Below are 20,189 nucleotides of genomic sequence, written 5' to 3'. Positions count from 1 at the left end.
GGCGGCCGTTCCACAGCGGCGGCCCGGCGGGTCAAATCCTGGCTCGGCCAGCGCCCTAAGCTGCAAGGCAGATCCCGCGCACACCGTTGCGCGGCGCCTTCGCCAAGGAGCCACGAGCCATGCCGAAAACCCATGCCGCCCACACGCTTGAAATCGCCGCCCTGATCGAATCGATCTGGGGCCCGGCCTTCGGGCGCACGGAATGCGCGACCGAATACAACTACCACCACATCAGCCGCTTCGGGCTGCACCTGCGCTTGCGCGGCCACGATTTCCGCTACGCCGACGGGCTGCCCTGCGCAGGGCAGATCTGCTACATCGAGACGGGGCTGGACGAACACGCACTGCATGCGGTGTCGATCGTGATGGACGTGGAATCGATGACGCGCACCGCACGCCGTCCGCAGGACGGCCTCTCACTGGCCGAGGTGCTGATGGTGCACGGCGTGTTCCACGGCGACCGCGGCAGCTACGCGCCCCACGCAACACCCTGCGCCCAACTACCGCCCTACCCGCCGCTCAGCGTGGCCGACCTGGCGGCAATCGAGGCGGCGATCGGGCTGCCCGGGATGCATTCGCTGCACCCCGGCGCACATCAGCCTCAGGCCACTGTGGGCAAACCGGACAAGGCCATCGCCAGTTCGGCTTCGTCGTAGTCCTGATCCACCAGGCCACCGGAGAGGTAGTTCTGGTAGGCGGCCATGTCGAAGTGGCCGTGCCCGGAAAGGTTGAACAGGATCGTCTCGGCACGGCCTTCCGCCTTGCAGCGCAGCGCTTCGTCGATCGCGCAACGCACCGCGTGGTTGGCTTCCGGCGCGGGCACGATGCCCTCGGCACGCGCGAACATCACACCAGCTTCGAAGCAGGCGGTCTGGTGATAGGCGCGTGCCTCGATCAGGCCAAGCTCCTTCACATGGCTGACCAGCGGCGCCATGCCGTGGTAGCGCAGGCCACCGGCGTGGAAGCCGGCTGGCGTGAAAGTGGAGCCCAGCGTGTGCATCTTCACCAGCGGCGTCAGATGCGCGGTGTCGCCAAAGTCGTAGGCGTACTTGCCGCGCGTGAGGCTGGGGCAGGCGGCCGGCTCCACCGCCACGATGCGGCGCTTCTTGACCTTGTCGCCGCCGCGCAGCTGCATGCCGATGAAGGGAAAGGCGATGCCGGCGAAGTTGCTGCCGCCGCCGGTGCAGCCGATCACCACATCCGGGTCGTCGCCCGCCATCTCCAGCTGCAGCATCGCTTCTTCGCCGATGATGGTCTGGTGCAGCAGCACATGGTTGAGCACCGAACCGAGTGCGTACTTGGTGTCTTCATTCAGCGCGGCAATTTCCACCGCTTCCGAAATCGCGATGCCGAGCGAGCCGAGGTGGTTCGGGTTCTGCGCCAGCACCGCCCGGCCCGATTGCGTTTCGTTGCTGGGCGAGGCAACGCAGCGGGCGCCGTAGGTTTCCATCAGCGCGCGGCGGTAGGGCTTCTGATCGTACGACACCCGTACCTGGTAGATCGTGATGTCGAGCCCGAACAGGCTGCCTGCAAAGGCGAGCGAGCTGCCCCACTGACCAGCGCCGGTTTCGGTGGCGAGCTTCTTCACGCCGGCCTGGCCGTTGTACCAGGCCTGCGGCACGGCGGAGTTGGGCTTGTGGCTGCCGGCCGGCGACACGCCTTCGTACTTGAAGTAAATCTTCGCCGGCGTGCCGAGCACTTTTTCCAGGCGCCGTGCTCGGATCAGCGGGCTCGGGCGCCACAGGCGCAGCACCTCGCGCACCGGCTCGGGGATCTCGATGCGGCGCTCGGTCGACACTTCCTGCTCGATCAGCGCCATCGGGAACAGCGGCGCGAGATCCGCCGGGCCGATCGGCTGCTGCGTTGCCGGGTGCAGCGGTGCGGGCGGCGGCACCGGCAGGTCGGCGGCGATGTTGTACCAGTCCTTCGGCATCTGGTCTTCGCTCAGCAGGAATTTCGTCGTTTCGCTCATCCTTCTCACTCCTCCGGTTTCGCTGTCGTGTTATCCGCTGGCCAAGCCAGCGCCGGCAGGCATTCTGACCGATGGCGCTGACGCGTCTCTGACCTGCCTCATGGCCTTTCCAACGCGCGCCATCCATCGCGCAAATCTGCAGTTCATTCCGCTTCCGCTGCAGACCATCTCAGCGCCCTCGCGACAAGACGCGGCGAGGTTCAATCTGCAGTCATCGCAAGACGACGCAGAGAGAGAAGGACAAGACCATGAAAACCACCGCCCCCCGTATCGCCACCCGCGCAATCGCAGCCCTGATCGCCGCCGCAGGCGTGAGCTTCAGCATCGGCGGTACGCTGTTCCTGATGAGCATGCCGCCGGTCGAATACGCAGCGGCGAACAGCTTCGCCGCGCAATCGGCGCCGGTTGTAGTGGTCGCGAGCCACGACTGAGGCGGCACGGCCGTATCGCCCCGAGCGCCACGCGACGCCTTACACAGCGGTGCTGTCGGCCGCCCCGGCGATCGCGTAGTTGCCCTTGCCCGACGTCTTGACGCGATACATCGCCACATCGGCGCGGTGGATCAGGTCGGCCACCGTCATGCCGGGGTAGGGAAACAGGCACAGGCCGATGCTGGCGCCGGTGTGCAGGCCGGGCGCAATCGAATGCATCGGCGCACTGATCTGATCGAGCAATTTGAGCGCCAGCGCTTTCGCATCCGCCTCGCTGGCGATGTCACGGGCAATGACGAAGAACTCGTCACCGCCGATGCGCGCCACGGTGTCGACGCCGCGCACCGCCGCCACCAGGCGGCTCCCCACTTCGCGCAGCACCTGATCGCCAATCTTGTGGCCGAGCGTGTCATTGATCTGCTTGAAGCCATCGAGATCGAGGAAGAAGCCGCAGTTGATCTGGCCATTGCGTTGCGATGAGGACATGGCCTGCGCAATACGGTCGTACAACAGGTCGCGGTTGGGCAAGCCGGTCAGGCCATCGTGCAGCGAACGGGCCAGGTGATGCTGGCGCTCTTCATCAAGCATGCGCTCACGCAGGAACAACAGGCGCCGCTGGCGTTCGGCAAGATAGCCGGCCGAGCCGCCGATCAGGTTGGCCGACACGATGAAAAAATCGTGTCCCAACAGCACATGCATCGGGTAACCCATCAGGGCGCCGAAGAACAGGTTGTAGCCGACCAGCATCAGCAGATCGACGCCCAGCGCGTAGATGAAACGGGTGCCGACGAAGTTGTAGGTGTAGAAGGTCACCACCACCATCATTGGGTAGTAGTAGGGCGCACTTTCCAGCGGCAGATGGGTCTGCATCGCGATCAGGCCGACGCCGGCGGCGAGCCCGACGAGCGCCAGCACGAGGTGCGAGGAGCGTGCGAACCAGCGCGTCAGCGAGAACACCAGCACCACGGCCGGCACACACAGCGCGGTGCCACGCGCGACCCACAGCTGTGCGACCAGATCGGCACTAACGAACCAGCGGTCGAGCAGGCCGTGCAGGAGGTACACGAACATGCCGACCACGATGGCGGCCTGCCCCTGCTGACGCGTGCGCACCCGTGTCGCCTCGAAGAAGCTGTCTTCGAGTGCCGTGTCGCGAAACCTCAGAGTCAGCGGATGCATCACGGCCATCGGTTTGTCCCTCTCCTTCGGTGGCAGGTGCTTCGATGCTACAGCGCGTCGATCGTGTGGCGAGTTCGCGGTGATTCTCCCACGCCCGCCCAAGGCGGCAAAACCGGGCGGGGCGCCAGATCAAGCCAGCGCGCCCCGCCCCGCTTCATCGCGCCAATCCGCAGTTCATGCCACTGCCGCCGCAGCCCATCGCAGCAAGCTCGCGCCCTCACTTGGCGAGGTCCAATCTGCAGTCATCGAAAGACGACGCAGAGAGAAAGGGAAACCGCCATGAGAACCACCGCCCCCCGAGTTGCCACCCACGCCCTTGCCGCCGTGATCGCCACCGCTGGCGTCGCCTTCTGCATCGGCGGTACGCTCTTTCTGATGAGCATGCCGTCGGTGGAATACGCCGCCGCAAGCGGCATCGCGGCACACGCAGCACCGGTCCTGGTGGCCAACAGCCGCGACTGAACCCCTGACTGGAACGGAGGCCCCCATGCGACTGATCGGCAACGTGTTATGGCTGGTATTTGGCGGCTTGTGGATGGCGCTGGGCTGGTTTCTCGCCGGTGCAATCTGCATCCTGTCTATCGTCGGTATCCCCTGGGGCCGCGCCTGCTTCGTGATCGGCCAGCTGGCCTTCCTGCCCTTCGGCAACGAGGCGGTGGATCGCCGCGTCGTCACGCAGCGCGAGGACGTCGGCACCGGCATCCCCGGCGTGATCGGCAATGTGCTCTGGTTTCTCTTCGCCGGCTGGTGGCTGGCGCTGGGTCACCTGTTCCACGCACTGCTGTGCTGCATCACGATCATCGGCATCCCTTTCGGGCTGCAGCACCTGAAACTCGCCGGCCTCGCGCTGGCGCCGATCGGCAAGACGGTAGTGCCGCTGGACCGCGCGCCCGCGCGCTGATTCAATGAGCGCATCGCTTAGCGGAGCAACCCCATGCTGACGATTCTGGGCAAGGCGCCGTCGATCAACGTGCGCAAGGTGCTGTGGACCTGCGATGAGATCGGCATCCCCTTCGTGCGTGAGGACTGGGGCGCCGGTTTCCGCGCAACCGACACGGCCGAATTCCGCGCGCTGAACCCCAACGCGATGGTGCCGGTGATCCGCGACGGCGATTTCGTGCTGTGGGAATCGAACACCATCTGCCGTTACCTCGCCGCCCAACATGGCCGCGACGACCTGCTGCCCCCACGCCGCAAGCGCGCGCGCAGGTCGAGAAGTGGATGGACTGGCAGGCCACCGAACTCAACAACAGCTGGCGCTATGCCTTCATGTCGCTGGTGCGCCAGCACCCGGACTATCAGGACGCCACACGGCTCGCGGCCGGCGTCGCGGCCTGGCACCACCACATCGGCATCCTGGAGCAGCAGCTCGCGCGCACCGGTGCCTATGCGGTGGGCGATACCTTCACGCTCGCCGATGTGGTGCTGGGCCTGTCGGTGCATCGCTGGTTCGCAGCGCCGATAGCGCCGGTCTCGCGGCCGGTCTTCCCTGCTGTCGCTGCCTACTACGAACGCCTCAGCGAACGCCCCGCCTTCATGCGGCATGGCCGCAACGGCACGCCATGAGCGACCGATCCGACCACCGCGACAAGGCGCCGATGCTGTACGACCCGGCGCGCCATCTCCTGGGATGCCTCGCGCGCGCATGCGGCGATTGATGAAATCGTCCGCGACGCCGAGTCGCACTTCACGCCGGGCCGCTACTGGCCGCTGCACCCGCGCGACCTTGCGCCGGGCGACGATCCGAACCTGCCCTCCACCACGCTGTACTTCGGCGCCTGCGGCGTGATCTGGGCGCTGCACTACCTGCAGGCACGCGGCGCCGCCCGCCTTGAACGCGACTATCTCGACACGCTCGACGCCTTGCGCGAACACAACCGCGCGTGGCTCGCATCCATCGAGAACCACGACTTCGCCGCCTACCTGATGGGCGACACACCGATCCGCATGCTCGCGTACGGCGCCACGCGCAGCGAAACGGATGCCCAAGCGCTTGCCGAGCTGATCGACGGCAACCGCGAGCACCCATCGCGCGAACTGATGTGGGGTGCGCCGGGCACGCTGCTGGCCGCGCTGTGCCTGTTCGAACTCACGCGCGACGAACGCTGGGCTGCGCGCTTTCGCGATACGGCCGCGGTGCTGTGGTCGCAGCTCGAATGGTCAGACATTCACGAATGCGCGTTCTGGACGCAAGACCTGTATGGCCAGCGCACGAACTACCTTGATGCCGTGCATGGTTTTGTCGCCACGGCGGCACCGATCTTGCGCGGCGCTCATCTTCTCGCTCCGACCGAACGCGAGGCCTGGCTCGCCTGCATCGCAAACACCATGCAGCGCAGCGTCACCCGAGACGGCGAGCTCGCGAACTGGCGCGTCTTCCTCGACACGCCAGCCGGACGCGATCCCCTGTACCTGATGCAGTTCTGCCACGGCGCGCCGGGTATCGTGATCTGCCTCGCCGATCACCCCGACGCGGCACTCGACGAGCTGCTGCGCGCCGCCGGCGAAACGATCTGGCGCGCCGGCCCCCTCACCAAGGGCGCGAACCTGTGCCACGGCACCGGCGGCAACGGCTACGCCTTCCTGAAGCTCTACCGGCGCAGCGGAGACCCGCGCTGGCTGGACCGCGCACGCGCGTTCGCGATGCACGGCATCGAGCAGGTCGCCGCCGAGCGCGATCGCTACGGCCACGGCCGCTACTCGCTATGGACCGGCGAGATCGGCTTTGCAATCTACCTGTGGGATTGCCTGCACGGCGACGCGGACTTCCCGACGCTGGATGTGTTCTACGCGTGAGCAGTGCGGAAGCGTGCATCTGCAGCTACTGTTACCGTATCTCCTCTGCACGACCGACCCACGCCGATGACCCAGCAACCCACATCCGACGAAATCGCCAAGCGCATCTCCCAGCTCACCGATCTCATCTACGTCGCCAGCAACAGCGATGAGAACCTGACGCTTGAGTTGCGCATCGCCGCGATGGGCTTCGCCGCACGCGAGTTATGCGTGTCCGACCTGATCGAACGCAACAGCGACCCGGCCGAGCGCATGAATGCGATCAAGGGGCTTTTCATAGCGGCCTTCGAACACGAGTTCGCGGCAACCGTCGCGACGGTGGAAACCGAGCGCGCGATGCGGCGCATGACCGGGAAGTAGCGTTGGGCCGCGCTGCCTATCGTCCGAGCAGGTTAGGCGTGATCGCCGCAGCAGCCCGGGCCGCTGTTCGCGAGATTCCGAAAATGCGTATCGCCAGACCCTGCCTCGCCGTGGCGCTCGCTCTGTTTGCGACGGCAACCGCAGCCGCGTGCTTGCGCGACTATGAGGTGGCTGTTGTCAGCCTTGGCTACTCGACCTTCTACGACGAGGGCGGACAACTCGCAGGCTACGCGATTGACCAGATCCGCGAACTCGAGCGGAGATCCGGCTGCAAGCTCGTCGCCACCGCGTATCCGGGGCAGCGCGCAAAGGTGCTCGCACAGCAAGGGCGCCTCGCCATGATGCCGTTCAGTGGCAAGCCGCCCCAGGCAGTGGCTGATCGGCTCTGGATTGGCATGACCCGCATCCGTATGGATCTCGTGCTGAACAAGGCCGTGGTAGGCGAAGGCGCGAGCTTGAGCGCCGTGCTGGCAAACCCCGATGTAACGGTCGGACTGGTGCGCGGACTCAACTACGGGCCGGATATTGACGCGCTGCTCGCGCCTCTGCCGGCAAACCGCATCGACATATCCGACTCGATCGATGCGCTCGTGCGCAAGTTCGCGGCAGGTCGCGTTGGCGCCACGCCGGGCTTCTCGATCATCTATCGGCAATGGGCCACCGATGCGCGGCTCAACGATCGAATCTGGGTGATCCCGATCCACACGGCCGCACCGATGCCGGGCGGCTGGACCTTCTGGACCTCAAACATCGCGCCGGAAGACCTCAAGTTACTCACCGGCACGCTGCGCGCGATGCGCGACGATGGCACAGACCAAAAACTGCTGGCGCGATACGTCGGCTCTCGAGACGCCGCGGCCTTCACCCTTACCGCAGACTGAGGCCCGAATCGGGGGCGGCTGCCCATCCAGCAGGAGACAACATCCATGGCCACGCGTACCGGTTCTAACAGCACACTTGTTGTAGTCGATGTGCAGGTCGGTGTCGTCGCAAACGCATTCGACCGGGATCGTATCGTTCAGAACGTCGCGCTTGCCGTCGAGCGCGCTCGGTCCGCAGGTGCTCCCGTGATCTGGGTCCAGCACCACGACGAGGAACTGCAACGCGAAACGCCCGCGTGGCAGTGGGCTCAGCCGCTACAGCCGATGGACAGCGAGCCGAGAATTTACAAGCAGTTCAACTCGTCGTTTGAAGACACGCCGCTGCTCGAAGTGCTGGACCAACTCAAGGTCGCGCACATCGTGCTGGCCGGCGCTGCCAGCAACTGGTGTATTCGGGCAACCGCCTATGGGGCACTGGAGCGGGGCTTCGATCTCACGCTGGTTGGCGATGCGCACACAACCGAGGACATGCAGCTTGGCCCTGGCGCTACGGTTGAAGCCAAGTCCATCATTGAAGACTTGAACACGGCCATGTGCTGGCTCTCCTACCCCGGTCGAAAGAACAACGTGGTCAACGCTGCGGATCTCGTCTTCCGCGCGCAGCCGTTTGTCACCTAGCCGCCAGGTCGAGGCGTGACGCAAGGGCTAAGCAGCCCCGCGTCCCCCGAACGCGATCCCTCAGTGGGAACAGGCCTTTGGCTCATGCCCTGGCGCTTGCAGTTCATCGAGAATCGGGCATTCGGGCCGTGCATCGCCGTGGCAGCGCCGCGCGAGCGCCGCGATGGCATCGCGCATGCGCGTGAGGTCTGCAATGCGGCGGTCGAGCTCGGCCACCTGTTCGAGCGCCAGCCGCTTCACGTCGGCACTGCTGCGCTGCTGGTCCTGCCACAGTGACAACAGGTCACAGATCGTCTCAAGCGGAAAGCCCAGCTCACGAGCGTGGCGCACGAAGCGCAGGGTATCGAGATCGCGCGCGGTATAGCGGCGGTAACCGTTATCTGCGCGAACGCCGGCAGGCAAGAGGCCGATCGACTCGTAGTGGCGGATCATCTTGGCCGACAGGCCGGAAGCTTTTGCGGCAGCGCCGATGTTCATGACTTGATCTCCACGGCCGCCCGCGGCGCCGGGCGCCAACGGGTGAGCAGCAGCGCATTGCTGATCACGCTGACACTCGAAAACGCCATCGCCGCACCGGCGATCACCGGCGACAGCAAGCCGGCGGCGGCGAGCGGAATGCCGACGATGTTGTAGATGAAGGCCCAGAACAGGTTCTGGCGGATCTTGCGCCAGGTGCGGCGCGAAATATCCAAGGCATCGGCGATCAACGCGGGGTCGCCACGCATCAGCGTGATACCCGCCGCGTGCATCGCGACTTCGGTACCGGTCGCCATGGCGATGCCGACGTCCGCCGCAGCGAGCGCCGGGGCATCGTTGATGCCGTCGCCCACCATCGCCACCCGCACGCCGCCGGATTTCAGCGCCGCCACCCGCGCCGCCTTGTCGCCGGGCAGCACGTTGGCAAGCACCTCGCCGATCCCCAAAGCCTGCGCGGCGTTCTGCGCGGCGCCCGGGTTGTCGCCGGTGATCATCACGCTCTTGACGCCCAGCGTGCGCAGCTCACGTACCGCCACAAGCGCTTGCGGCTTGATGCGATCGCCGAAAGCAAGCAAGCCTTGCAGCACTGGCGTGCCCCCCGCGGGGCTCAGCATCAACCACGAGACGCTGCGCCCGGCCGCAGCGAGCGCCTCCGCACGGGCGGCAAGCGCGCCGGCATCCAGACCGAGTTCATCGCGCAGGCGGGTGTTGCCCAGGTAAAGGGTGCCGCGGTCCATTTCCCCTGCCACGCCGCGCCCCGGCAAGGCGCGCAGCTGGCTCGCCGCCGGTACCGCAATACCGCGAGCCTTAGCCGCATCCAGTACCGCATGCGCCAACGGGTGGGCGCTGCCCGCCTGCAAGGCGGCAGCGTTGGCGAGCAGCTGGGCCTCGTCGCCCACAGCAGCGACGTCGGTCAGCGTCGGCCGGCCTTCGGTCAAGGTGCCGGTCTTATCGAAGGCCACGACGCCAACGCTGTGCGCAATCTCCAGCGCCTCGGCATCCTTGATCAGAATCCCGTGCTTGGCCGCAACACCTGTGCCCGCCATGATCGCAGCCGGCGTCGCGAGGCCCAGCGCACACGGGCAGGCGATAACCAGCACGGCAACCGCGTTGATCACTGCGGTGCTGAAATCGCCGCTCGCAAACCACCAGCCGGCGAAGGTCAGCAGCGCGATGACAAGCACAACCGGCACGAACACCGCGCTAACCTTATCCACCTGCCGCTGGATCGGCGCCTTTGCCGCCTGTGCGCTCTCCACGAGGCGGATGATGCGGGCCAGCGTGCTCTCGGCGCCCAGCGCAGTGGTACGCACCAACACCCGGCCCTCGCCGTTGATCGCACCGCCGATCACCGGTTCGCCCGGCCCGCGCGGCACGGGCAGGCTCTCGCCAGTGAGCAGCGATTCGTCGAACTGGCTGAGGCCTTCCAGGATTTCACCGTCCACGGCGACCCGTTCGCCGGGCAGCACCACAACCTTGTCGCCAAGGCGCAGTTGCGCCAGCGGCAAAGTCAGCTCGGCGCCGCCGCGCACTACACGTGCGGTATCGGGCCTAAGTGCCTGCAAGGCGCGGATCGCCGCGGCCGTCTGCCGCTTCGCGCGGCCTTCCAGCCATTTGCCAAGCAGCACCAGCGTGATCACCACCGCCGAGGCTTCGAAGTAGAGATGCATGCCACCCGCGAACCACTGCCACACCGATAGGCCGAACGCGGCCGAGGTGCCAAGCGCAACCAGCAGATCCATATTGCCCGCGCCCGCCCGCAAGGCATGCCAGCCGGCACGGTAGAAGCGCGCCCCGAGCCAGAACTGTACCGGCGTGGCAAGCAGGAGCTGCAGCCAGCCGGGCAGCATCCAGTGGCGGCCAAAGAGCTCGCCCACCATCGGCACCACCAGAGGCAAGGACAGCACCGCCGCCAGTGCGACGCGCATGCCGTCGCGATCGATCGCGGCAACCGGCTCGGCGGCGGCCTGCGCGGGGTCCGACTGCGGAAGCACGGGCTCGAACCCGGCCGCCGCCACGGCGGCCGCGACCGCATCGACCCCCACCCCAGGCAACGTGCGGACGCGCGCGGTTTCGGTCGCGAGATTGACGGCAGCCTCCAGCACGCCCGGCACCCGCTTGAGGCCTTTCTCGACGCGCGCCACGCAGGACGCACAGGTCATGCCGTGGATACCCAGGTCGATCTCGGCCAGCGGTACGTCAAAGCCGGTTTTCTGAACCGCGTCGCGTAGCGCCACCGTGTCGAGTACCCCCGCGCCGGTCACATGAGCACGCTCGGTTGCCAGGTTCACCGCCACCGACTGCACACCGGGCACCGCGCCCAGCGCGCGTTCGACGCGTGCCACACAGGAGGCACAGGTCATGCCGCTGATCGGCAAATCGAGTGCGGTCGGAATCGGGGGGTTCGGGGCGTTCATCGTGTCGGCTTCCATTTCTGTTTCCGGAGCATATAGCTTCATCCTTGCCATCGTGGGAAGGTCAAGCGTGATTTTTCGCTCCCGCTTTGCGCCGCGGCAACGCTGCAGTGGCAGGGCAATTACTGATCGCCGACTACGCCTTAATCGGCGAAGATTCGCGCTCCTGCCCAAGCAAGCACCTCATGAAAGCCAGCACCTTTCGCCGCCTGATCAATCTGTGGCCGCCCTTCTTCTTCGCCGGCATCCGCGCGACCCGGATTTCCGATGACTATCGCGAGGCCGATGTCGCGCTGAAGCTGCATTGGTACAACCGCAACTACGTCGGCAGCCACTTCGGCGGCAACCTGTTCTCGATGACCGACCCGTGGTTCATGTTGATGCTGATTCAGGTGCTTGGTCCGAAATATCTGGTGTGGGATCGCGCGGCGACGATCGAATTCGTGGCGCCGGGGCGAGGCACGGTCACCGCGCGCTTTCGGCTGAGCGATGCGGACGTGGCGGATGTGGTCGGCAAGACGGCCGGCGGCGACAAGTACCTGCCGACCTTCCATGTAGACGTCCTCGACGCGCAGGGCCAGCTGGTCGCGAAGATCACGAAGACCGTCTACATCCGTCTCAAGGCAGTACATCGGCCCACTGCCGGCTGACGCACGTCAGTTCCGGGGCGGTAACGCAGGGAACATAATCGGTGTGCGCGGCCGCCGCGCACACCAGATGGAGCTCTGCATGTCACACGGTTCGGAATTGCCTTCCACCGCCAGCGCAGCAGCCGGCGGCCCTACGCTGAAACTCGACCTCATCGCCGGTCTGACCGCCGCGGCGGTGGTACTGCCCAAAGCCATGGCCTACGCAACGGTGGCGGGCTTGCCGGTTGCGGTCGGTCTCTATACCGCGCTGGTGCCGATGGTGATCTACGCGCTGCTGGGCACCTCACGCGTGCTCAGCGTCAGCTCCACCACCACGCTGGCGATTCTTGCCGGCACCGAGCTCGCACTCGTGGTGCCAGATGGCGACCCGGCGCGCCTGCTTGCCGCGAGCGCAACGCTGGCGGCCTTGGTAGGCGTGATGCTGATGCTGGCAGCGGTGCTGCGTCTGGGCTTCGTCGCCAACTTCATATCCGCCCCGGTGCTGACCGGCTTCAAGGCCGGCATCGGCCTGGTGATCCTGCTCGATCAGGCGCCCAAGCTGCTGGGGCTGCATATCACCAAACAGGGCTTCTTCCATGACCTGCTAACGGTGGCCCAGCATGTGCCGGAGGCACATCTGCTGACGGCGCTGGTCGCCGCCGCCACGATGGTCGTGCTGATCGGCATGGAGAAACTGTGGCCGCATTCGCCAGCGCCGCTGGTCGCCGTCGGTGGCGGCATCGCGGCGTCGTGGCTGTTCGGTTTGAAGGCGCTCGGGGTATCCATAGTCGGCACGATCCCGCAGGGTTTCCCGAGTCTGACGATGCCGGACCTCGCCCTGGTGCAACAGCTGATTCCCGGCGCGATGGGCATCGCGCTGATGAGCTTCACCGAAACGATTGCAGCGGGCCGCGCCTTCGCGCTCAATAGTGAACCTCGTATCGATGCGAACCGTGAGCTGATCGCGACCGGCGCAGCGAACCTTGGCGGTGCTCTGCTCGGCGCGATGCCGGCCGGCGGCGGCACCTCGCAGACGGCGGTGGTGCGCGCGGCGGGCGGGCGTTCGCAGAAAGCATCGCTGGTAACCGCTGCTGCGGCGCTGGCGACCATGCTGGTGCTGGCACCGATGCTGGGCCTGCTGCCGAATTCGGCGCTCGCAGCGGTGGTGATCGTGTATTCGGTGGGCCTGATCCAGCCGAAGGAGTTCGCCGCGATCCGGAACATCCGCAACATGGAGTTCCGCTGGGCCTGTGCGGCGGCGCTCGGCGTGCTGCTGTTCGGCACGCTGAACGGCATCCTGGTGGCGATAATCGTGTCGCTGGTGGGTCTTGCGGCACAAACCGCACGGCCGCATGTGTATGCGCTGGGCCGCAAGCCGGGCACCGATGTGCTGCGTCCGCTGTCCGCCGAGCATCCGGAAGACGAGCGCTTCGAAGGCTTGCTGGTCGCACGCCCCGAGGGGCGGATCTTCTTCCTCAATGCCAACGCGATCGCGGATCGCCTGACCGAGCTGACCGACGAGTTCAAGCCGCGCGTGCTGGTGCTGGACATGAGTCGTGTGCCCGACATCGAATACTCCGCACTGCAGATGTTGATCGAGGGCGACAAGCGCGTCGCCGAACACGGCGTCACGATGTGGCTGGCGGGCCTGAACCCCGGTGCGATGGCGATGGTGCAGCAAGCCGGGCTCGCCGCGCACCTCGGGCGCGAGCGCATGATCTTCAACGCGCAGACCGCGATCGAACGCTTCCTCGCCCAAAACAATAAACCCGCCTGAGCGGGTTTCAGCATGGTCCGACAGGGCCGGCGCCTTGGCGCCGGCCTGCGTGATCAGTACTTTTCCGGCACGTACTTGAACGGATAGTCGAGCGACTTGACGCGCCCGATCTTGCGCTTGGGCAGCTTCACCGGTTCGGCCGGAATCTCTTCATACGGCACATGCGCGAGCAGGTGGCTGATGACGTTCAGGCGCACCTTCTTCTTGTCTTCGGAACGCGCCACGAACCACGGCGCCCAGGACGAATCGGTCTTCGCGAACATCTCGTCGCGCGCAACGGTGTAGTCGTCCCACTTGTCGAAGGACTTCACATCCATCGGCGACAGCTTCCACACCTTGCGACCGTCGTCGATGCGGTCGCGCAGGCGGCGTTCCTGCTCTTCCGGGCTGACTTCCAGCCAGTACTTGAGCAGGATGATGCCGGACTCGACCATCGCCTTCTCAACCATCGGCACCACGTTAAGGAACTTCTCGACCTGCTCCGGCTTGGTGAAGCCCATCACCCGCTCGACCCCGGCGCGGTTGTACCAGCTGCGGTCGAAGATCACGACCTCGCCGGCCGCCGGGAAGTGCTGGATGTAGCGCTGGATGTACATCTGGCTCTTTTCGCGTTCGGTCGGCGCAGGCAGCGCCACGACGCGGAATACGCGCGGGCTCACGCGCTCGGTAAGCGCCTTGATCGTGCCGCCCTTGCCGGCACCATCGCGCCCCTCGAAGACAATGCAGACCTTCAGCCCCTTGGCCACGACCCACTGCTGCAGCTTGACCAGCTCGACATGCAGGCGCTTGAGCTCCTTGTCGTAAGCCTTGGCGCTCATCGGTTCAGTCGAAACCGGCGCGGCCGGTTCGGACTTCTTGGCGGAATGCTTCTTCTTGTTGCCGGACATGACGACCTCCTTCGCGTGAGGCAGACCGGCTTCGGCGTGGATGCTGCGGCCGCGTCGGCCTGCAATCGGATCTGGTTCGTGCCGCCGCCGGCAAGCCGGCGGCGGTTGTTCGCCCTTGCTACGCTTACTGTGTTGCTGCCGCAACCGGCGCCGCGGGCGCGAAATCGCCGCCCAGCGCCAGATGCAGATTCACCCGCTGCACCCGTGCATCGCTTTGCACCCGCAGCTGTTCGCCCTGCACCGCGATCAGGCCAAGCTCTTCGTTGATCAGCGCGCGACGGTCGACCGACCCGACGCGCAAGCGATGGCCTGCGAGCTCCACCTGACGGCGGTTTTCAAGAACCCGCGCGTCGAGCTGCTTGGCACGTGCCTGCAGCGCAACGTTTGCCGCCAGCGCGTTCTCCACATCGGCGAAGGCCCGCTGACCTGCCGCTGTGTAAGCGGCTACTGCGGCTTTTTGCTCCGCGGTCTTGGCTTCGACTTGCGCTTGAAGCGCCCCACCGGTGAACAAGGGCGCCACAATACCCGCCCCCGCACTCCAGACCGGATTGTTGCGATCGGCCAGGATGAAGAGTGAGCTGTCGATCGAGTTAACGCCTGCGGTCAGCTTGATTGCCGGCAGCCGCGCAGCCTTGGCCTCTTCGACCATGTAGAAGCTCGCGGCGACCTTGCGCTCGGCCGAGATGATGTCCGGCCGGCGCTCCAGCAACTGCGACGGCAAACCGGCCGGCACCGCTTCCGGCATGGCAGGCAGGCTTCCGGCCACCGCCAGTTCGGCCGCCGGGTAACGGCCCAGCAAAAGTTCCAGCGCCCGCTGCGCCTGCGTTTCCGCCAGTTTCAGCTGCTCGACGGAATCCTGCCGCGCGGCGAGGGCTTCGCGCGCGGTGGACACCGCCGTGCCGTCGGTATTGCCGACGCGCTTGCGTGTTTCTTCCAGCTTGATCAGGTTCTGCGTCGCGACAACCGATTGCTCGGCCAATTTGCGCTGCTGCTGCGCTTCGATCGCGAGGTACCACGCGCGCGCCACGCCGGCCGCAAGCGACTGCCGTGCCCACGCCAGATCAGCGACGGTGCTGTCGTACTGCGCGGTGGCGGCAGCGCGTTGCGAGCGCACCCGCCCCCACAGGTCGACTTCCCAGTTGACGCTGAGCCCGCCGCCGGTAAGACCGCTGCCGTCCGACAGCTTGCCCCCCGTTCGACCGTAGGCCACCACATTCGGCCAAAGGCTGCCGCCGGCAGCGGTGACGATCGCGCTCGCCTGCTCGATACGTGCCGCCGCGACCTTCAGATCGGGGTTGTTGGCCATCGCTTCGTTGACCAGCGCGAGCAACTGCGGGTCGTTGAAGCGCGCAAGCCAGCCATCGGCAAATTGCCCGGAGGGAGCGCCCGCCTTCCAGCTTTCAGGCAGGGGCGCGTTAGGCAGTGTCTGCGCACGCAGATCCACCCCTTTCGGGGGGGATTGCAGCGCGCAGCCACCGGCCGCAAGCACCAGCGCGACAGCAAGCGCCGCGCGGCTTAGGTTGAAATCAGCCATGGTCCGCTCCTCAGTGCAGCTTCAGGACCAGGTAGTTCATGATCGACCCGATGCGCAGCACGACACGGCGCACCAGCTGAACCGGCTTGATGTGCTCGGTGTAGATAGCACCGTGCCCAACTGCGCCCGCTGCGAGGAACATGTCGCGGTGCCTGTCTTCCAGCTCAAGCTTCACTGCGAAGCGGCCGGGTGGCAGCGGTGCCGGGCCGGTCTGAGGAATCTGCCCGCTCATCGGCAACTGCCCCTGACCCTGCGCCCACACGATCGACTGCACCCTGGCTTTCAGCACCTCGCCAGGATAGGTCGGCAGCGCCAACTCCGCTTCGTTGCCGGGCTCAACGTTGTAGAGCTCGTTCTGCTGGTACAGCGCGAGGATCTGGTACTCGTCCTCAACGAAGGTCATCGCCGGTTGCAGCGGCATCGGTACCACCCAAGAACCCACGCGCAGCTGGTTATTGATCACGGTACCGTCTGCAGGCGCATACATCGTGGTCTGCGACAGTTCCCACTTGGCGTTGTCGAGCTGCGCACGCACCGCGGCAACCTGGGCTTGCTCGCCGTTGACCTGCGCCCCCATCTGCTCCTTGATCTGGCGTTCGCTGGCCTGCGCTGCCGCGAACTCAGCCTGCAACTGCTTGACGTTGGCCTGCGCCTGTTCGAGGTCGAACTTGTTGCCAGCCTCGGTCTTCGCGAGCTCGCTGAATTCCGCGACGCGCTTGTTGGCCAGATCAAGCTGCGCCTTGACGCCCTCGGTCTTGCTGGTCGCAGCCTTCAGCTGCTCGTTCAGGTTCTTTGCGCTGGCGATTGCGCTGGCGAGTTGCGATTCGAGCGAGCGCACCGTCTGCTCATACGGCGTCGGGTCGAGCTTGAACAGCACATCACCCTTCTTCATGTGAACGTTGCCTTCGGCCGGCACCGCGATAACACGGCCGCGAACCTGCGGCACAACCTGCACGGTATATTTGATAACCCGAATATCCGCCGACGAAGGCGCCACCACGTTCAAGGTCAGGACCAGCCAGGTCAGCGCAACGATCGGAATCGTCACCACGATGGCCTTGGAGATGGTGTTCCAAGGCAGCCACTTGAACTTGAAGAAGATCAGCCAGACGAAGAACGAATAGATACCGATAAGTAGGGCTTCCATTATGCGGCCCCTCCCTGGCTGCGGGCGGCAAGCTGCGCACGCACCGCTTCGAGTTCCGGACTGAGCTTGCGGACCTTGGCCATCTGTTCGAGTTCTTCCTTCAGGTGGGCGATCTCGGCGCGGACCGCATCGTCGCCCGGCGCCTCGGTGAGCTTTCTACCGTGCTCAATGAAATAGTCGTCGTGCTTGTCAGTGCCGTAGACGGCGCGGTAGGCCACCGGCTTCGTGTAGGCCCACAGCCAGGCAAGCGGCCACAGCAGCCCGCCGAAGAACAAGGAAAGCAGGCACAGGGTGGTGATGCCCTCGGTTTGCGGATGGTGTTTCTTGTGCGCAACCTTCTCCGGGAGGATGTGCACCAACCAGAACAGGGCGATGCCGACTGGCGGCATGACAATGAGTACGAACCAAGCGAGGAAGTTCGCGACCTTGTCTTCCATCTCTGGCGAGAGTAGCGAGGCGTGCGCGCCACTCGACAGGATCAGCAATCCCGCGAGACAGCCAAAACGCAGTGCTGACGATGTTTGAAACCGGGACATCGAGGAGTCTCCACCGAAAATATGGGGGGGTCGGCGTCGGCATAGCGGTTCAACGAAGGCTATGCCGACGCGCTTTGTAATTGTTTGCTTCGGATTGCGCGCAAAGCAAGCAAATCTGCTCGTTGCCGTTGATATGAGTCACGCGCTTCGCAGTGTCCGCGTCAGGGCGCCACCGACCCGCAACGCAGCGACACGGTACGCTCACCGCGACGCCAGCACGGCGCTGCGTTCGCCGACAAGTGCGCAGTACCCGCATCGTCCTGATGCGCGACGACCACATTGAACGCCGACGCACCCTGCCGATCGACATCGAGCCGCAACAGCCAGCCGGTGGTCGATGCAACGGTGTTGAAACCATCGAACACGAAGTTGCCGAGGCTCCACACGATCGGTTTGCCGCGGTAGAGGCTTGCCCCCTGCGTGACGTGTGGATGCCCACCGACCACCGCATCGGCACCCGCCTCGATCATCAACTCGGCCAGCGCGCGCTGGCGCGGCCCCGGCTCCGGCTCATGCTCCCAGCCCCAGTGCATGAACGGAATCACAATGTCGGCCCCGGCCTTGCGCGCGGCACGGATGTCGGCGACGACATGGCTGTCTTCGCTCCATGCGATGCCGGGCCAGTTCGCCCCCGCCTCGAAACTACGTGGCTTGAACTCGTTGTAGGCGAGCACCGCGATGCGCAGCCCTTTCTGTTCGATCCACAACGGCGCATGGGCTTCGGCGAGATTGGCGCCACCACCGAAACTTGCGATGCCGGCGGCGCGCACATGGCCGAGCGTTTCAAGGAAGGCCGCGCGGCCATAGTCGCCCGAATGGTTGTTGGCCACCGCCAGCGCATCGAAGCGGCCTTTCAGCACCCGCATCACTGAAGGATCTGCGCGAAACGTCCAGGGTTTGTTGTCGAGCGCCTTGCCGGTCGTCGCGACCGGGCATTCCAGATTGCCGATCGTGAAGTCCGCACTGCGCAGCAGCGCATCGAATTCGGCGAGCGGATCGCCCCCCGCGGCAATGGTCTTGCCGGGGCCGTCGTCGAGCATGATGTCGCCCGCGAACAGCAGATGCACCGGGTCGGCTTTCGCCGGCGCAGCCACTGCGGCCGCCAGCAGCGCCGCAATGAAAACCGTCACCACCCTCATGGCCGAGCCCCTTTCTTTCCGAGCTCGCACCAGTATTCGAGCTCGCCTTCGCGTACCGGCTCATACACCCGCTGCATACCGGTAAAGCCAAAGCGGCCGCCGCGCGCGAGCGGCAAGGGGAATTCGGCGACGTGAATCGGGACCGCAGCGTCGTCACGGTCCGCATAGGTGTAGAGCTTCACGGCGCCGGCCCTGTCGGATGCACGCTCAAACACGATGCGAAACAGGAAGTAGGAGCCCACCGACACCGGCGCCACGTTGTAGGGTGATGCGACTGCGCTGGCGCGCAGCAGCTGAGTCTCACCGCCGTAGCTCACATGGCAGCGCACCTCGTCAGCCGCCTGTACCGGCGTCGTCAGCAAACCCGCAGCGGCACACATCGCAACACAGCGACGTCGCCGCGACGACGCGCGCAAGGCCAGATCAATGCGACGCTCAACGCGGCTCATTTTCCGCTGTGCGCCGGTATGTTGATCAAGGGTGCAGAGCTCATGTTCGCCGGCACCACCACGGTGTTCGTGTTGCCCTTCTCGGCAAAGGTCTGCAAGGCCTGATTGGCCTCATGCTGCAGGTATTCACGCGTAAGGCTGTCGGCGATGATCTTGTTGGCGCGCGCGATGCCTTCTGCCTCGGTGACGCGGATCTCGGCCTGCTTCTTGGCGATCTCGGTCTGGATCGTCATCGCTTCGAGCTTCTTCTGATTCGCCACCGCGGCGCGAATCGATTCCTCGATCGAGGGGTCGGTGACCACGGCGCGGATCACCACGCGAGTGACGGTGAAAACATGCGGATCGTTGCGGTCCAGCTCCGCCTGCACGTTGCGGCGGATCGAGGCCGCCATCTCGTCGCGCTTAGTGTGCATCACCAGGGAGTCGACGCGGGCGACTTCTTCATACACTGCATTGCGCACGATGCGCATCACCACGCCCTGTGCCGGCATCCAGATGCCGGAATGTTCATCACGCACCGACTGGCCGGCGTACTTCACCTGCAGCGCGGGGATCTGCGCGTCGGCGACCTTGTAGTAAACGCTGACATCCATGTCGCGCAGGCTCAGGTTGTCCTTCGCCTTCGGCGTCAGGTCCTGCAGGTCGATCGCGACTTCCTTGGCACTGAATTCCGCGATGCTGGAAATGAACGGCCACTTCAGATAGACGCCAGGCGTCACCGCGTCCGACGAAATCACGCCCAGCGTGGTGCGCACGCCCACGTTGCCCGAGCCGATCGTACCGGCAAGCCCGAAGAAAAACGCGCCGACCGCCAGCAGCCCGAGTACCAACAACGGTACGCGACTACGCGACTGAAACTCCATGAGGCACTCCCTGCGTTGCACGAAATGCACTCATGGTATCGGCTCCGCGCCGGCGAGGGCAGCGCCGGGTCAGATCCTGCTCAGGCGCGGCTCGGTAGCG

The 20,189-nt window shown here is 65.5% G+C and carries 22 protein-coding genes and 1 pseudogene; 12 read left to right on the top strand and 11 right to left on the bottom strand.

Annotation, left to right across the window (positions count from 1 at the left end):
• The first annotated feature begins 119 nt into the window (after positions 1-119).
• The gene (locus ACE3P0_RS04480; protein ID WP_374400248.1) at positions 120-656 is read left to right on the top strand and encodes a hypothetical protein; all 537 of its coding nucleotides are present in this window, start codon (positions 120-122) and stop codon (positions 654-656) included.
• Here ACE3P0_RS04480 and ACE3P0_RS04475 read toward each other — a convergent pair.
• Complete coding sequence (locus ACE3P0_RS04475; protein WP_374400247.1) at positions 602-1,972, bottom strand: TrpB-like pyridoxal phosphate-dependent enzyme; 1,371 nt, start codon at positions 1,970-1,972, stop codon at positions 602-604. The genes ACE3P0_RS04480 and ACE3P0_RS04475 overlap by 55 nt on opposite strands.
• A 248-nt stretch (positions 1,973-2,220) precedes the next feature.
• Between ACE3P0_RS04475 and ACE3P0_RS04470 the strand changes: the two genes are divergently transcribed.
• A complete protein-coding gene (locus ACE3P0_RS04470) occupies positions 2,221-2,403 on the top strand; it encodes a hypothetical protein (RefSeq protein ID WP_374400245.1) in 183 nt (60 codons plus the stop codon).
• A 39-nt stretch (positions 2,404-2,442) separates the two neighbouring features.
• Here ACE3P0_RS04470 and ACE3P0_RS04465 read toward each other — a convergent pair whose 3' ends face one another.
• Positions 2,443-3,591, bottom strand: a complete 1,149-nt coding sequence (locus ACE3P0_RS04465) for a diguanylate cyclase domain-containing protein (protein WP_374400243.1) — start codon at positions 3,589-3,591, stop codon at positions 2,443-2,445.
• 270 nt (positions 3,592-3,861) lie between these two features.
• On the opposite strand from ACE3P0_RS04465, the gene ACE3P0_RS04460 reads away from it, so the two are divergent.
• From ACE3P0_RS04460 to ACE3P0_RS04425, 8 genes and pseudogenes are all read left to right on the top strand, one after another.
• Positions 3,862-4,044: a hypothetical protein gene (locus tag ACE3P0_RS04460; protein WP_374400241.1), complete on the top strand. Its 183-nt coding sequence runs from the start codon at positions 3,862-3,864 to the stop codon at positions 4,042-4,044.
• A 25-nt stretch (positions 4,045-4,069) separates the two neighbouring features.
• Positions 4,070-4,483, top strand: coding sequence for a YccF domain-containing protein (locus ACE3P0_RS04455; protein ID WP_374400239.1), 414 nt, complete (start codon positions 4,070-4,072; stop codon positions 4,481-4,483).
• Positions 4,484-4,516: 33 nt separating this feature from the next.
• Positions 4,517-4,738, top strand: a pseudogene (locus tag ACE3P0_RS04450) (glutathione S-transferase N-terminal domain-containing protein); the annotation flags it as partial.
• Positions 4,739-4,803: 65 nt separating this feature from the next.
• On the top strand, positions 4,804-5,148 hold the full coding sequence (locus ACE3P0_RS04445; RefSeq protein ID WP_374400236.1) for a glutathione S-transferase C-terminal domain-containing protein: 345 nt from the start codon (positions 4,804-4,806) through the stop codon (positions 5,146-5,148).
• Positions 5,149-5,202: 54 nt separating this feature from the next.
• Positions 5,203-6,378 carry a LanC-like protein gene (locus ACE3P0_RS04440; protein WP_374400390.1) on the top strand — a complete coding sequence of 392 codons (1,176 nt, stop codon included), beginning with the start codon at positions 5,203-5,205 and terminating at the stop codon, positions 6,376-6,378.
• A gap of 66 nt (positions 6,379-6,444) precedes the next feature.
• Positions 6,445-6,738 carry a hypothetical protein gene (locus tag ACE3P0_RS04435; protein WP_374400234.1) on the top strand — a complete coding sequence of 98 codons (294 nt, stop codon included), beginning with the start codon at positions 6,445-6,447 and terminating at the stop codon, positions 6,736-6,738.
• A gap of 83 nt (positions 6,739-6,821) precedes the next feature.
• Complete coding sequence (locus tag ACE3P0_RS04430) at positions 6,822-7,619, top strand: hypothetical protein (RefSeq protein ID WP_374400232.1); 798 nt, start codon at positions 6,822-6,824, stop codon at positions 7,617-7,619.
• A 45-nt stretch (positions 7,620-7,664) separates the two neighbouring features.
• On the top strand, positions 7,665-8,237 hold the full coding sequence (locus ACE3P0_RS04425) for an isochorismatase family protein (RefSeq protein WP_374400230.1): 573 nt from the start codon (positions 7,665-7,667) through the stop codon (positions 8,235-8,237).
• Positions 8,238-8,297: 60 nt separating this feature from the next.
• On the opposite strand, the gene cueR is transcribed toward ACE3P0_RS04425, so the two are convergent.
• Positions 8,298-8,714 carry a Cu(I)-responsive transcriptional regulator gene (cueR, locus tag ACE3P0_RS04420; protein WP_374400227.1) on the bottom strand — a complete coding sequence of 139 codons (417 nt, stop codon included), beginning with the start codon at positions 8,712-8,714 and terminating at the stop codon, positions 8,298-8,300.
• Complete coding sequence (locus tag ACE3P0_RS04415) at positions 8,711-11,146, bottom strand: heavy metal translocating P-type ATPase (protein ID WP_374400225.1); 2,436 nt, start codon at positions 11,144-11,146, stop codon at positions 8,711-8,713. The genes cueR and ACE3P0_RS04415 overlap by 4 nt, the downstream gene beginning before the upstream one ends.
• 167 nt (positions 11,147-11,313) lie before the next feature.
• Here ACE3P0_RS04415 and ACE3P0_RS04410 point away from each other — a divergent pair, with 167 nt between their 5' ends.
• Both ACE3P0_RS04410 and ACE3P0_RS04405 read left to right on the top strand, forming a co-directional pair.
• Positions 11,314-11,778: a DUF4442 domain-containing protein gene (locus ACE3P0_RS04410; RefSeq protein WP_374400222.1), complete on the top strand. Its 465-nt coding sequence runs from the start codon at positions 11,314-11,316 to the stop codon at positions 11,776-11,778.
• A 79-nt stretch (positions 11,779-11,857) separates the two neighbouring features.
• Positions 11,858-13,534, top strand: a complete 1,677-nt coding sequence (locus tag ACE3P0_RS04405; protein ID WP_374400220.1) for a SulP family inorganic anion transporter — start codon at positions 11,858-11,860, stop codon at positions 13,532-13,534.
• 53 nt (positions 13,535-13,587) lie between these two features.
• On the opposite strand, the gene ppk2 is transcribed toward ACE3P0_RS04405, so the two are convergent.
• From ppk2 to ACE3P0_RS04370, 7 genes are all read right to left on the bottom strand, one after another.
• Positions 13,588-14,421, bottom strand: coding sequence for a polyphosphate kinase 2 (ppk2, locus tag ACE3P0_RS04400; protein WP_374400218.1), 834 nt, complete (start codon positions 14,419-14,421; stop codon positions 13,588-13,590).
• A gap of 124 nt (positions 14,422-14,545) precedes the next feature.
• Positions 14,546-15,955, bottom strand: coding sequence for an efflux transporter outer membrane subunit (locus tag ACE3P0_RS04395; RefSeq protein WP_374400215.1), 1,410 nt, complete (start codon positions 15,953-15,955; stop codon positions 14,546-14,548).
• Positions 15,956-15,965: 10 nt separating this feature from the next.
• Positions 15,966-17,102 carry an HlyD family secretion protein gene (locus tag ACE3P0_RS04390; RefSeq protein WP_374400213.1) on the bottom strand — a complete coding sequence of 379 codons (1,137 nt, stop codon included), beginning with the start codon at positions 17,100-17,102 and terminating at the stop codon, positions 15,966-15,968.
• The gene (locus ACE3P0_RS04385) at positions 17,102-17,638 is read right to left on the bottom strand and encodes a DUF3302 domain-containing protein (RefSeq protein ID WP_374400211.1); all 537 of its coding nucleotides are present in this window, start codon (positions 17,636-17,638) and stop codon (positions 17,102-17,104) included. Before ACE3P0_RS04385 ends, ACE3P0_RS04390 begins: the two co-directional genes overlap by 1 nt.
• 161 nt (positions 17,639-17,799) lie before the next feature.
• Positions 17,800-18,777, bottom strand: coding sequence for a CapA family protein (locus ACE3P0_RS04380; protein WP_374400208.1), 978 nt, complete (start codon positions 18,775-18,777; stop codon positions 17,800-17,802).
• On the bottom strand, positions 18,774-19,226 hold the full coding sequence (locus tag ACE3P0_RS04375; protein ID WP_374400206.1) for a hypothetical protein: 453 nt from the start codon (positions 19,224-19,226) through the stop codon (positions 18,774-18,776). Before ACE3P0_RS04375 ends, ACE3P0_RS04380 begins: the two co-directional genes overlap by 4 nt.
• Positions 19,223-20,089, bottom strand: a complete 867-nt coding sequence (locus ACE3P0_RS04370) for an SPFH domain-containing protein (protein WP_374400203.1) — start codon at positions 20,087-20,089, stop codon at positions 19,223-19,225. Before ACE3P0_RS04370 ends, ACE3P0_RS04375 begins: the two co-directional genes overlap by 4 nt.
• Positions 20,090-20,189 lie beyond the last annotated feature (100 nt).

Origin of the sequence: Niveibacterium sp. (assembly GCF_041909475.1) — a bacterium.
In the GTDB taxonomy this organism is placed as follows: Bacteria; Pseudomonadota; Gammaproteobacteria; order Burkholderiales; family Rhodocyclaceae; genus Niveibacterium.
Note: the sequence above shows the minus strand (reverse complement) of the source record. Positions and strands in the feature narration are given on the sequence as shown.

Coding starts and splice junctions, on each gene's coding strand:
- ACE3P0_RS04415 (WP_374400225.1), bottom strand. CDS start 11,146: ATGGAAGCCGACACGATGAACGCCCCGAACCCCCCGATTCCGACCGCA.
- ACE3P0_RS04465 (WP_374400243.1), bottom strand. CDS start 3,591: ATGGCCGTGATGCATCCGCTGACTCTGAGGTTTCGCGACACGGCACTC.
- ACE3P0_RS04475 (WP_374400247.1), bottom strand. CDS start 1,972: ATGAGCGAAACGACGAAATTCCTGCTGAGCGAAGACCAGATGCCGAAG.
- cueR (WP_374400227.1), bottom strand. CDS start 8,714: ATGAACATCGGCGCTGCCGCAAAAGCTTCCGGCCTGTCGGCCAAGATG.
- ACE3P0_RS04435 (WP_374400234.1), top strand. CDS start 6,445: ATGACCCAGCAACCCACATCCGACGAAATCGCCAAGCGCATCTCCCAG.
- ACE3P0_RS04385 (WP_374400211.1), bottom strand. CDS start 17,638: ATGTCCCGGTTTCAAACATCGTCAGCACTGCGTTTTGGCTGTCTCGCG.
- ACE3P0_RS04445 (WP_374400236.1), top strand. CDS start 4,804: ATGGACTGGCAGGCCACCGAACTCAACAACAGCTGGCGCTATGCCTTC.
- ACE3P0_RS04480 (WP_374400248.1), top strand. CDS start 120: ATGCCGAAAACCCATGCCGCCCACACGCTTGAAATCGCCGCCCTGATC.
- ACE3P0_RS04380 (WP_374400208.1), bottom strand. CDS start 18,777: ATGAGGGTGGTGACGGTTTTCATTGCGGCGCTGCTGGCGGCCGCAGTG.
- ACE3P0_RS04410 (WP_374400222.1), top strand. CDS start 11,314: ATGAAAGCCAGCACCTTTCGCCGCCTGATCAATCTGTGGCCGCCCTTC.
- ACE3P0_RS04395 (WP_374400215.1), bottom strand. CDS start 15,955: ATGGCTGATTTCAACCTAAGCCGCGCGGCGCTTGCTGTCGCGCTGGTG.
- ACE3P0_RS04455 (WP_374400239.1), top strand. CDS start 4,070: ATGCGACTGATCGGCAACGTGTTATGGCTGGTATTTGGCGGCTTGTGG.
- ACE3P0_RS04405 (WP_374400220.1), top strand. CDS start 11,858: ATGTCACACGGTTCGGAATTGCCTTCCACCGCCAGCGCAGCAGCCGGC.
- ACE3P0_RS04470 (WP_374400245.1), top strand. CDS start 2,221: ATGAAAACCACCGCCCCCCGTATCGCCACCCGCGCAATCGCAGCCCTG.
- ACE3P0_RS04375 (WP_374400206.1), bottom strand. CDS start 19,226: ATGAGCCGCGTTGAGCGTCGCATTGATCTGGCCTTGCGCGCGTCGTCG.
- ACE3P0_RS04425 (WP_374400230.1), top strand. CDS start 7,665: ATGGCCACGCGTACCGGTTCTAACAGCACACTTGTTGTAGTCGATGTG.
- ppk2 (WP_374400218.1), bottom strand. CDS start 14,421: ATGTCCGGCAACAAGAAGAAGCATTCCGCCAAGAAGTCCGAACCGGCC.
- ACE3P0_RS04430 (WP_374400232.1), top strand. CDS start 6,822: ATGCGTATCGCCAGACCCTGCCTCGCCGTGGCGCTCGCTCTGTTTGCG.
- ACE3P0_RS04370 (WP_374400203.1), bottom strand. CDS start 20,089: ATGGAGTTTCAGTCGCGTAGTCGCGTACCGTTGTTGGTACTCGGGCTG.
- ACE3P0_RS04390 (WP_374400213.1), bottom strand. CDS start 17,102: ATGGAAGCCCTACTTATCGGTATCTATTCGTTCTTCGTCTGGCTGATC.
- ACE3P0_RS04460 (WP_374400241.1), top strand. CDS start 3,862: ATGAGAACCACCGCCCCCCGAGTTGCCACCCACGCCCTTGCCGCCGTG.